The 10,910-nt window shown below is 72.0% G+C and carries 11 protein-coding genes; 6 read left to right on the forward strand and 5 right to left on the reverse strand.

Annotated elements, in window-relative coordinates:
- Nucleotides 1-539: NAD(P)-dependent oxidoreductase (locus ACSW7Y_RS12875; protein ID WP_438126669.1), on the reverse strand; the 539-nt coding region annotated here is incomplete at its 3' end.
- Between the two features lie 99 nt (nt 540-638).
- Here ACSW7Y_RS12875 and ACSW7Y_RS12880 point away from each other — a divergent pair.
- The gene (locus ACSW7Y_RS12880; protein ID WP_438126670.1) at nt 639-1,007 is read left to right on the forward strand and encodes a winged helix-turn-helix transcriptional regulator; all 369 of its coding nucleotides are present in this window, start codon (nt 639-641) and stop codon (nt 1,005-1,007) included.
- Nucleotides 1,008-1,052: 45 nt separating this feature from the next.
- Nucleotides 1,053-2,081 carry an NADPH:quinone reductase gene (locus tag ACSW7Y_RS12885; RefSeq protein ID WP_438126671.1) on the forward strand — a complete coding sequence of 343 codons (1,029 nt, stop codon included), beginning with the start codon at nt 1,053-1,055 and terminating at the stop codon, nt 2,079-2,081.
- Between the two features lie 243 nt (nt 2,082-2,324).
- Here the strand turns inward: ACSW7Y_RS12885 and ACSW7Y_RS12890 are convergent, their stop codons facing one another.
- Both ACSW7Y_RS12890 and ACSW7Y_RS12895 read right to left on the reverse strand, forming a co-directional pair.
- Nucleotides 2,325-2,510: a hypothetical protein gene (locus tag ACSW7Y_RS12890; RefSeq protein WP_290132156.1), complete on the reverse strand. Its 186-nt coding sequence runs from the start codon at nt 2,508-2,510 to the stop codon at nt 2,325-2,327.
- A gap of 41 nt (nt 2,511-2,551) precedes the next feature.
- A complete protein-coding gene (locus ACSW7Y_RS12895; protein ID WP_438126672.1) occupies nt 2,552-3,379 on the reverse strand; it encodes a hypothetical protein in 828 nt (275 codons plus the stop codon).
- Nucleotides 3,380-3,507: 128 nt separating this feature from the next.
- Between ACSW7Y_RS12895 and ACSW7Y_RS12900 the strand changes: the two genes are divergently transcribed.
- From ACSW7Y_RS12900 to ACSW7Y_RS12910, 3 genes are all read left to right on the forward strand, one after another.
- Nucleotides 3,508-4,245 (forward strand): S1 family peptidase, encoded by a 738-nt coding sequence (locus tag ACSW7Y_RS12900; RefSeq protein WP_438126673.1) that lies wholly within the window; start codon nt 3,508-3,510, stop codon nt 4,243-4,245.
- A gap of 233 nt (nt 4,246-4,478) precedes the next feature.
- Complete coding sequence (locus ACSW7Y_RS12905; RefSeq protein WP_438126674.1) at nt 4,479-5,351, forward strand: patatin-like phospholipase family protein; 873 nt, start codon at nt 4,479-4,481, stop codon at nt 5,349-5,351.
- 38 nt (nt 5,352-5,389) lie between these two features.
- Nucleotides 5,390-7,483, forward strand: a complete 2,094-nt coding sequence (locus ACSW7Y_RS12910) for an alpha/beta fold hydrolase (protein WP_438126675.1) — start codon at nt 5,390-5,392, stop codon at nt 7,481-7,483.
- Nucleotides 7,484-8,091: 608 nt separating this feature from the next.
- Here ACSW7Y_RS12910 and ACSW7Y_RS12915 read toward each other — a convergent pair.
- A complete protein-coding gene (locus tag ACSW7Y_RS12915; RefSeq protein WP_438126676.1) occupies nt 8,092-9,285 on the reverse strand; it encodes an acyl-CoA dehydrogenase family protein in 1,194 nt (397 codons plus the stop codon).
- Between the two features lie 47 nt (nt 9,286-9,332).
- On the opposite strand from ACSW7Y_RS12915, the gene ACSW7Y_RS12920 reads away from it, so the two are divergent.
- Nucleotides 9,333-9,914 (forward strand): QsdR family transcriptional regulator, encoded by a 582-nt coding sequence (locus tag ACSW7Y_RS12920; protein WP_438126677.1) that lies wholly within the window; start codon nt 9,333-9,335, stop codon nt 9,912-9,914.
- Nucleotides 9,915-9,933: 19 nt separating this feature from the next.
- On the opposite strand, the gene ACSW7Y_RS12925 is transcribed toward ACSW7Y_RS12920, so the two are convergent.
- Nucleotides 9,934-10,422 (reverse strand): VOC family protein, encoded by a 489-nt coding sequence (locus tag ACSW7Y_RS12925; protein WP_438126678.1) that lies wholly within the window; start codon nt 10,420-10,422, stop codon nt 9,934-9,936.
- Between the last annotated feature and the right edge of the window lie 488 nt (nt 10,423-10,910).

Consider the following 10,910-nt stretch of genomic DNA (forward strand, 5'->3'; position numbering starts at 1 on the left):
GTGAGGAGCACGTCGTCCGTCGTGCGGTAGGTGCCCTTCCGCTCGCCGGGGTTGTAGCCGCCGAAGGCCGCAGCCGGGCTCACGTAGAACCAGTCGACCTCGGTGTCGGACGCCTGGAGCGCGTCGAGGATCGCGGCGTGGCTCTTCGCCTCACCCTTGAACGCGTCCGGGAAGTCCGGGGTGTCGAACAGGCGCGGACCGCCCTCGGCGACGAACAGCGAGCCAGCGCCGCCGACGATGCCGAGTCGGGCACCGGTTGCGGCTGCGGCGTCGACGAAGTGCTGGAAGCGGTCCTTCAACTCCGAGCCGTCGGCCTGCACGGCGTGGAGCGCGACGACGACCACGTCCGCACCCTTCGTGACCTCGGCGACGAAGCCCTCGTCGAAGGCGTCACCCTGCGCGACGGTGAGGCCGTCCGCGGGCTCGAGCTTCGAGGTGTCGCGGGCGACGGCGGTGACGGCGATGCCGCGGGACAGCGCCTCGCGGGTGATGGCGGAGCCGGCGTACCCGGTGCCTCCGAAGACGACGATGCTGGTCATGGCAGTCCTTTCGTGGAGCGGTTGCTTTTCGTGACTCACTGTACGGGTGTTACTCTCCATCGGTAAGTAGGCACCTTGCAGTGCGTAACGGAGGTCAGTGTGTCCGCCCTCGAGTACACCCCCTACGCGGCCGACTGTCCGTCGCGCCAGCTCCTCGACCGCATCGGCGATCGATGGAGCGTCCTCACGATCGGCTCGCTGGTCGACGGCCCCCAGCGGTACTCGGCCATCGCGAACCGGGTCCAGGGCGTCTCGCAGAAGATGCTCACCCAGACACTCCGCGCCCTCGAGCGCGACGGGCTCGTCACCCGGACCGTCTTCCCGGAGATCCCGCCGCGGGTCGAGTACGAGCTCACCGAGCGCGGCCGGTCCCTCCGCGCCGTGCTCGAGCCGCTCGAACGCTGGGCGACCGAGCACATGGACGACGTGGCAGGGTCACGCGTGACGTACGACGCACGGCTCGGCTGACGACCGGCTGGAATCTCCGTCCGGGCCGGGTGGTTGCCTGGTGTCATGCGATCAGTCGTCTACTCGAAGCCCGGTGACTCGTCCGTCCTGACCCTCGAGGAGCGCCCGCTCCCCGAGCCCGGCCCCGGCGAGGTCCGGGTCCGCGTCGTCACCTCCGGGGTCAACCCGACCGACTGGAAAGCCCGAGCCGGGGGCACCTACGGCGACGGTCTGGCGTTCCCCGAGATCACGCCGAACCAGGACGGCTCAGGCGTGGTCGACGCGGTCGGCGAGGGCGTCGGGCAGCTCCGTGTCGGCGACCGCGTCTGGCTCTTCATGGCGGCGTCGGGTCGCCCGACGGGCACCGCACAGGAGTACACCGTCGTCCCCGCGGAGCGGGCCGTCCCGCTGCCGGACGGCATCGGTCACGACGTCGGTGCGTCGCTCGGCGTCCCCGCCATGACCGCCCACCGCGCGCTCACCACGCACGAGCACGGTCCGGACCGACTCGCTCCCGGAGCCCTCGACGGCAAGACCGTCCTGGTGGCGGGCGGCGCCGGTGCGGTCGGGCACGCTGCGATCCAGCTCGCGCGCTGGGCCGGCGCGACGGTCGTGTCGACGATCAGCTCCGACGAGAAGGCGGCCCTCGCGACCGCCGCCGGCGCGCACCACACGGTGAACTACCGGGACGACGACGCCGCCGACCAGATCCGGCGCATCGCCCCCGACGGCGTCGACATCGTCGTCGAGGTGTCGATCCCGCAGAACGCCCGGCTCGTCGCCGACGTGCTCGCGAACCACGGCGTCGTGTCGATCTACGCGAACAACGGCGGCGACGACGCGACGCTGCCGATCCGCCCGAACATGAGCGTGAACGCCCGCTACCAGTTCCTGCTGCTCTACACGATCGGCGACGAAGCCCTCGCCGCAGCCGCCGAGGATGTGACCGCCGCGCTGCACGACGGCGTCCTGCCGGTGGGCGACGAGGCCGGGCTCCCGCTGACCCGGTTCCCGCTCGAGGAGACGGCTGCCGCACACGACGCCGTCGAAGGCGACGCCGTCGGGAAGGTGCTCATCGACGTCAGCGCGGAGTGAGCGCCGCACCCTGTGCCGAGGTCGACGGAGCACGAGGTCGACGGAGCACGAGGGCGACGGAGCACGAGGGCGACGGAGCACGAGGGCGACGGAGCACGAGGGGGACGGAGCACGAGGGCGACGGAGCACAGGAGAACGACCGAGCGCCGCGCCTGCCGGGGATCCGGTGGGCGCGGCGCTCGGTCGTGTGTCGGTGGTCGTCGTGGCGCTCGGTCCGCGCCGTGGACGTCGGGAAGGGCTCGGTCAGCGAGCGAGTGCCGCGGCGAGCCGAGCCTCGAAGCGACGGCGGGCAGCGACCCGCTCACGCTCGATGTTCGCGGCGATGACCGCTCGGTCCTCGTAGTCGGCGTCGGTGGTGTCGTCGGTCCAGTTGGGGGTGTACACCCGGGACCGACCGAAGGGCTTCGGTTCGGGGGTCACGATGGTCATGCGTGGATCGTACGTCGAGCGTCCGACAAATCGTGTGCGCATCACGGGCCTTTCCGGTGGTTGCGGTCGCGGTCCGGGAACGGCGACGCGAGCGAGAAGGCGACGGCCATGAACGACGCCATCAGGGCGACGTACTTGGCGTCGAGGTCGGTGAACGCGTCCGGCACGGGCGAGTCCACGGTGAGCATGCCGAACGAGTACTCCTCGGAGCGGATCACGACCGACACGTACGAGCGGTAGCGGGGTTCGAAGCCGGGCAGGTCCTCGTCGACGTCGACGTCGGCGGCGCGGTCCCCGACGACGCGCGGGCCACCCCCGACCAACACCCAGTCGAGGTTGCGGTCGCCGTAGGGCGTGCCGGCCCGGAACACGCCGGCGGTGTCCTCCGCTCCCCCGTGTCCGATCGGCTCGAGCGCGCGGAGGTCCGCCGACAGCTGGTACACGTTCGCGCGGACGTCCGGGACGCCCGGCAGCAGGTAGAACGCCAACGCCACGGCGATGCGGTCCGCGAAGACCGGGAGCTCCTGCCGCCGCTCGTGCCGCCGGAGCTCGGCGAACCGGGCGAGCCTCGAGGCGAGCTGGCCGAAGGCGTACCGGACGGCGGTCCCCTGCTCGAGCTCGGTGGACCGCGCGACGGCAGCGGCAGCAGCCACGGCGGACGCGGCCCGACGAGCGCGGACGACCTGCACGACGACCGCGGCGAGCAGCACCGCGAGGCCGAACACGACGAGCGCGACCTTCAGCCCCGGAGCCGCGACGAGGTTCGGCAGCTGGAACGCGGCGGTGGGCGCGGTCGCGACGACGATCGGCCACCCGACCGCGCCGGCACGACGCCGTCGGCGGTCGCTCACGTCTCGCTCCCCTGTCATGACGACGACGGTAGGTCACCCCACCGACGCCGGGGCGGTTGTCCACAGGCTGCGCGACCAGGGTACGGATGTTGTCCCCTGCAACGCCGACTTGCCCCCCGAACGAGGGTGGGAAGAGCATCATCCCCATGCAGCAGCGACTCAAGACCAGAGCAACGGCGCTCCTCGCGACCGCCGCCATCGTCCTCCTCGGCGGCACCTTCGGAGCCTCCGCCGCGAACGCCGCCACGGTGTCCCCCCAGGTCATCGGCGGCGAGCAGGCACCCAGCACGCCGTGGGAGGTGCAGCTCGTCTTCCAGCAGGGCGGGTCCGGCACGTACGGGTGCACCGGCGAGCAGATCAACGCCTCGTGGGTGCTCACCGCCAACCACTGCGTGGACGGCACCACCGCGATGAACGTCTACCACTCGAACAGCACCACCGACCGCGGCACCGCCACCGCCGCCGACCGTCTGTACTCGGCGCCGTCCGGCGACATCGCGCTCGTGCACCTCCGCACCGCGAAGACGCTCTCGTCGTACGCCCCGCTCGACCTCGCCTACACGACCAAGTCGTCGGGCACGGGCACGATCATGGGCTACGGCAACCGGGCGAACAGCGTCCCGAGCACCGGCCTCTACCAGGCGAGCGTCAACCTCACCGGTCGTTCGGTCGACGCGTACAACGGCACCGCACAGCACGTGACCGGTGTGTCCGGCGCCTCGAACCACGGCGACTCGGGCGGCCCGCTCCTCGTGAACGGCAAGGTCGTCGGCGTGTGCTCCACCGGCGACGTGGCCGACCCGGGAGCGAACACGCACGCCGGTTCGAACTACGCGGTGCTGGCGCAGAGCGCCAGCTGGATCAGCAGCACGGCAGGCGTCTGACCGACGCTCACCGATCCTCCCGAAAGGCGGACGGGCGCGGCCCGCTCAGCAGTGACGCGCCAGCGTCACGCGGGCCGCGCCGACCGAGCCTGCGAGGGAGGGGTGGCGACGCCGCCACGGGCCTCCCGTCCGTCTCCGCCCGCCGCTCCTGCACACGCGAGACTGCGCGGTTCGCTGCCCACAGGCCGCGCGCCGCGGCCCGCCAGGACAGGCGGGGTTGGTAAGCATGACCCATGACCGACGTCTCGACACCCGCTCCCGGTACCCGCGCACTCGTCCTCGGAGGCGGCGGCGTCGCCGGCATCGCCTGGGAACTCGGGGTGCTCGCCGCACTGCAGGAGGCCGGGGTCGACCTCGACGCCGCGGACCTCGTGGTCGGGTCGAGCGCCGGCAGCGTCGTCGGGACCTTCGTCCGCGCCGGTGCGGTCGCCGACGCCTACGCGCAGCAGCACACACCGCTGCCGTCGACGTACGAGGAGCCCCCGGTCATCGCGTCGGAGGACTTCCAGACCCGCCTCGAGCAGGTCCTCGCCGGGGCGCAGGACGACCAGGACGCCCGAGCCCGCCTCGGCGCCGTCGCGCAGCAGTCCGTCGGCGGGCAGACCGACGAGGAGCGCATCGCCACCTTCGAGGAGACCATCCCCGGCTCCGGGTGGCCGTCGAAGCCGCTCGGCGTGACGACCATCGACGCCACCGACGGCACGTTCCGGGTGCTCACCGCCGAGTCCGGCGTGCCGCTCGCCCGCGCGGTCGCGGCGAGCTGCTCGGTGCCGTTCGTCTGGACACCCGTCTCGATCGACGGCGTCCCGCACATCGACGGCGGGCTGCGGTCGGCCACGAACGCCGACGTCGCCGCCGGGTACGAGCGCGTCCTCGTGATCGCGTGCGGGCCGGAGGGTCCGTCGCCGCTCGGACCGTGGCTCGACGTCGCCGTCGAGAGCCTCCGCGCCGGCGGGAGTTCCGTCGAGACCGTCGTGGCCGACAGCGCCTCGCAGCACGCGTTCGGCACGAACTCGCTCGCCCTGTCGACGCAGGCGCCCTCGGCCGAGCAGGGGCACCGCCAGGGCTCGACCGTCGCGGAGCAGATCGCCGCGTTCTGGGCGTAGGTCCCCGCGGTGTCCCCGGACGTGGATAGCGTGGGGTCATGACGACGCCGTTCTCCGACCTCGACCAGTTCACCGCCCTCCCACGAGTCGACGGCATCGCGGTCGCTCCGGACGGGTCTCGGGTCGTCCTCACCGTCAGCGTGCTCGACGACGACCGCACCGGGTACCGCCGCTCCGTCTGGAGCGTCCCCGCAGACGGCTCCGGCTCCCCCGTCCGGCTCACCCGGTCGGCCAAGGGAGAGGGCGGCGTCGCGGTCACCCGGTCCGGTGACGTCCTGTTCGTCTCCGGTCGGCCGGACGAAACCGGTGCCGACGACGCCGCGCAGCTCTGGCTGCTCCCCGCGGCAGGTGGCGAGGCCCGTCCGGTCACCGCCCTGCCGGGAGGCGCGGGTGGCGTCCTCGCGACGGCCGCCGGCGCCGACGTGGTCGCCCTCACGGCGTCGCTGCTCCCGGGCGCGCAGGCCTCGACCGACGCTCCCGCATCGTCTCTCGCAGCCGACGCGGCGCTGCGCAAGCGACGGAAGGACCAGAAGGTCGCAGCGATCCTGCACGAGACCTACCCGGCGCGTTTCTGGGACCACGACCTCGGCCCGGACGAGCCGCACGTGCTCGCGCTCGACCTCGGAGGGCTGCGGGAGCGGGACGAGGCCGACCGTCCGGCTCCGGGCGACGATGCGCCGGACTACCCGGCACACCTCCCGCTCCCGGTCGACCTCACCCCGGCGCCGACACGCACGCTCGACCACGTCGACGGCGCGCTGACCCCCGACGGCCGGACCCTCGTCGCGTCCGTCGGCGTGCAGGAGGCCCGGGGCTTCCGCGCCGCCCTCGTCGCCATCGACGTCGCCACGGGCACCCGTGCCGTGGTCTCCGACGAGCCGGACGTCGACCACGAGATGCCGCGCGTCAGCCACGACGGTCGCACGGTCGCGTGGGTCCGGACGGAGCGTTCGACGCCTGCCGGTGCGCACGAGCAGGAGGTCTGGGTCGCCGGGATCGACGCGGACGGCACGGTCGACGTCGCCGGAGCCCGACGGATCGCGTCCGACTGGGACCGCTGGCCGAGCGAACTCGTCTTCGAGCACGGCGACGGCGCGCTCCTCGTCACCGCCGACCAAGACGGCCGGGCACCCGTGTTCCGGATCCCGCTCGACGGCGGTGCCGTCGAGCAGCTGACCCACGACGACTGGGCGTACTCGAACCTGCACGTGGCGGCCGAGACCGGCGAGGTCGTGGCGCTCCGGGCCTCCTGGCAGGCGCCGCTCCACCCGGTCCGGATCGCCGCCGACGGTTCGGTGACGGTCCTCGCGACCCCCGCGCCGCTCCCCGACGTCCCCAGCACGATCGAGGACGTCGAGACCACCACGACGGACGGCACGCGCGTCCGCGGGTGGCTCGTCCTGCCGGAGGGCGACGGGCCGCACCCGCTGCTGCTCTGGATCCACGGCGGACCGCTGAACTCCTGGAACCAGTGGTCGTGGCGGTGGACCCCGCAGCTCATGGCCGCGCGCGGGTACGCCGTGCTCCTGCCCGACCCCGCCCTGTCGACCGGGTACGGCCTCGACTTCATCAACCGCGGCTGGAACGCCTGGGGGCAGGCGCCGTACACCGACCTGATGGCGATCACCGACGCCGTCGAGGCACGCGAGGACATCGACGAGACCCGGACCGCGGCGATGGGCGGATCGTTCGGTGGGTACATGGCGAACTGGGTCGCCGGGCACACCGACCGGTTCCGGGCGATCGTCACGCACGCGAGCCTCTGGGCGCTCGAGCAGTTCAACGGCACGACGGACTCGTCGCAGTACTGGCAGTCCATCTTCGACGCCGAGGGCATGCGCGAGAACGACCCGCACCGGTTCGTGGCCGACATCGCGTCACCGATGCTCGTGATCCACGGCGACAAGGACTACCGCGTGCCGATCGGCGAGGGGCTGCGGCTGTGGTCGGAGCTCGCGGAGCACCACGCGGCTGAGGACGGCTCGATGCCGCACCGGTTCCTGTACTTCCCGGACGAGAACCACTGGGTGCTGAAGCCGCAGCACGCGAAGGTCTGGTACGAGACGGTGTTCGCGTTCCTCGCGCAGCACGTCCTCGACGAGGAGTGGGAGCGGCCCGAGCTGCTCGGGTAGGGCGCCGAGCCAGGCCGTCCGGGCGCCGGTCGCCGGACGCGGGCGGATGGTCCGGGAAACACGCGCGCTTCGACGAACCACACGTCGATCGACGTGTGGTTCGTCGGACCGTGCGCGTGCCTCGGGTTCCGCGCCGCCCGTGCGACGTTGCGCGTGTCGATCGACGCGTGCAAGGTCGCACTCGTGTGCGCCTTCCGCACCAGACCCCTGCCGCGCGCGCACGCCGGACGCCCCACGTCGTGCCCCGCACTCCAGCGCCGCTGTCGGACGACGCCACCGGTGTCGCACGACGACCACCCTGCCGCTCCCCCGCGTGCGCAACCGTTGCACGCGCAAGCAACGACGCCACCGGTGTCGCACGACGACCACCGCGTCGCTCCCCCGCGTGCGCAACCGTTGCACGCGCAAGCATCGACGCCACCGATGTCGCACGACGACCACCGCGCCGCTCCCGCACGTACGTACGTACGCAACCGTTGCAGGCGCGGGCAACGACGCGGCCGGTGTCGTCCGACACCGGCCGCGTCCTTCCGCAGCGACACCCGAAGTCGCACGCGGAACCGACCGGAAGCGAGCGCGCACGCCGCGCCCCGGCCGAGCTTCACCCCCTACACGAACGCGGCCTGCCCCGTGATCGCGCGCCCGACGATGAGGGTGTTCACCTCTCGCGTGCCCTCGTAGGAGTAGATCGCCTCGGCGTCGGCAAAGAACCGCGCGACGCCCTTCTGCAGCACGATCCCGTTGCCGCCCTGGACCTCACGGCACCAGCCGACCGTCTCGCGCATCTTCGCCGTGGCGAAGGCCTTCGCCATCGCGGAGTGTTCGTCCCCACCGACACCGGCGTCCTGCATGGCCGAGGCCTGCGTGCAGAGCGCGATCGACGCCGTGATGTTCGCGAGCGACTTCACGAGGAGGTCCTGCACCATCTGGTGCGAGGCGATCGGCTTGCCGAACTGGATGCGGGTGCGGGCGTAGTCGAGCGCGGCCTCGTAGGCTCCGACCGCGATTCCGATCGCTTGCCAGGCAACCTCGGTGCGGGTGAGCCGCAGCACCTCCGCCGTCGCCCGGAACGAGTCCGCGCGCTGCAGCCGCCGAGCCTCGGGGACGCGGACGCCCGTCATCGTGATGTCGGCGTTCTGCACCCCGCGGAGGGCGATCTTGTCCTCGATCTTCGTCGCCGTGAACCCGGGGCTGTCCGTCGTGACGAGGAAGCCCTTCACCTGGTCGTCGGCGACGTCCTTCGCCCAGATGACGACGACGTCGGCGAACGTGGCGTTGCCGATCCACCGCTTCTCGCCGTCGAGGACCCACTCGTCGCCCTCGCGTCGGGCGGTCGTCCGGAGGCCTCGCGCGGAATCGCTGCCGGACAGCGGCTCGGTGAGGCCGAACGCCCCGACGAGCTCGCCGCGCGCCATCGGGGGCAGCCACTCCTGCTGCTGTTCCTCGCTCCCGGCGACCGCGATCGAGTTCATCGCGAGGCCGGACTGCACACCGATGAACGTCGCCACGCTCGCGTCGACGCGCCCGAGCTCGAGGGCAGCCCATCCGCGGTACACGGCCGAGTTCTCGAACTGCCGCACGAGCGGGACGCCCGGTCCGTACATGCCGAGCTCGGCGAGCGGCGCGATGACCTGCATCGGGAACTCGGCGCGCGCCCAGTATTCGTCCGCGATGGGGCGGACCTCGGCCTCGAGGTACTCGCGAAGCCGTCCGAGCGAGTCACGCTCCCGCTCGGTCAGCCCGGCCTGGAAGCCGTAGAAGTCCGATTCGAGCAGGGGCGTGGTGGCTGCCGTCGTTGACATACCCCCGATCGTGCATCATTCTCGAAAACGTTGCAAGAGAGGGATGCATGTACACATCGAACTCCGCGCTGCGCGCCTTCCGGGAGGCCCGTCACACCTTCATCGACGGCTCTCGGATCGACATGGGCACCCTGGCAGCGTCGCTCGGCGTGGACCGGACGTCCCTCTTCCGGTGGGTGGGCAACCGGGACCAACTGCTGTCCGAGGTGCTCTGGTCGCTCGCGGTCCCGACGCTCGACGGCGCTGCCGCAGCAGCTGCGCCGTCGGGGGCCGCTCGCATCGTCGACGTGCTGGACCGCTTCACCGCCGACCTCATCCGCGCGCCCTACTTCCGGGCGTTCCTCACCCGCGAACCGGCGCGGGCGCTCCGACTCCTGACGACGTCGGAGAGCGACGTCCAGAGCCGCTTCGTGGCGCGGGTGACGGCACTGGTCGACGCCGAGCGGTCGTCCGGCGCGTTCGACCCCGCACCGCTGTCGAGCGAGGAGTTGGCGCGGCTGCTCGTCCGCATCTCGGAATCGTTCACGTACGCCGACCTCATCTCGGGCGAGACACCCGACGCGGCCCGCGCCCGGGCCGCGTTCGAGTACGTCCTCCGTCCCGCCGCCGTACCGGCACCGGTCGACTGACGTCGGAGGAGTGTCGGTGTCAGCCCTTCGCGGCGGTGAACTCGAGGTTGATGTCGTCGGGGTCCTGGACGGACAAGATCACGATGCCGGCGTCCCCGAGGTCGGTCACCTCGCCGTGTTCGATGCCCGCGGCGTCCAGGCGGGCGGAAGCGTCGTGGAGCGCCTCGACCGAACCCACGGTGAAGCTGACGTGGTCGAGTCCGACGGTGTCCGGGTCGAACCGCTGCCCGCGCGGCGCGACCGGCCGGAGACCGAAGAGCTGATCCCCCAGCGGGAAGATGCATCCCCCGTAGAGCCGCTCGCGGTCCTGCTCGATGCCGGGTTCGTCGGCGTGCTCGCTGAAGTCCATCGCGGGTGCGACGCCGAGCAGTTGCTCGTAGAACGCCTTGCTCCGGTGGATGTCGGTCACGGTCACCCGGACGTGGGCGAGCGCGGTGGGGTGGGCGAAGGACTCGGTCACGGCGGGGTGCTCCTCGTGGTGCGTCGGGCGGCCGGTGGTCACCGGCACCCGTCGAGGCAACGCCGACGGCCTGACGGGCACCCGTGCGGTGCGGCGACCGGACAGCGCCCGACGATCAGCGGAAGCCGCGGGTCTCCAGCAGGTGCTGCGGGATGCCGTGTCCCCGACACCGGTCTCGCCGACGGACGCCTCGCATCACGTCGCGGACGTGGTCGCCGCAGCCCGTCCACGAGGACTTGCCGCACACCGGGCACTGGACCGACTCGCACATGGACGCCACGGTACGGACGACGCCCTGTGCAGACGGCCGCCACGCTGTACCCGCTCGACCCGATGACGGAATCCGGACTCCCGAGCATCAGGCGTCACGGAGCCGCGGCCGACTACGGTCGGTCCGGCGCCGGCCACGGGACCAGCCGAGCCGCGCAACCGATCGGAGACCGATGACCATCGACGAGTACCCGTTCGCCCGCACCTACCCCACGCGGTGGAACGACAACGACATGTTCGGGCACGTCAACAACACGATCTACTAC

The organism is Curtobacterium flaccumfaciens (genome assembly GCF_051548005.1).
GTDB lineage: Bacteria > Actinomycetota > Actinomycetes > Actinomycetales > Microbacteriaceae > Curtobacterium.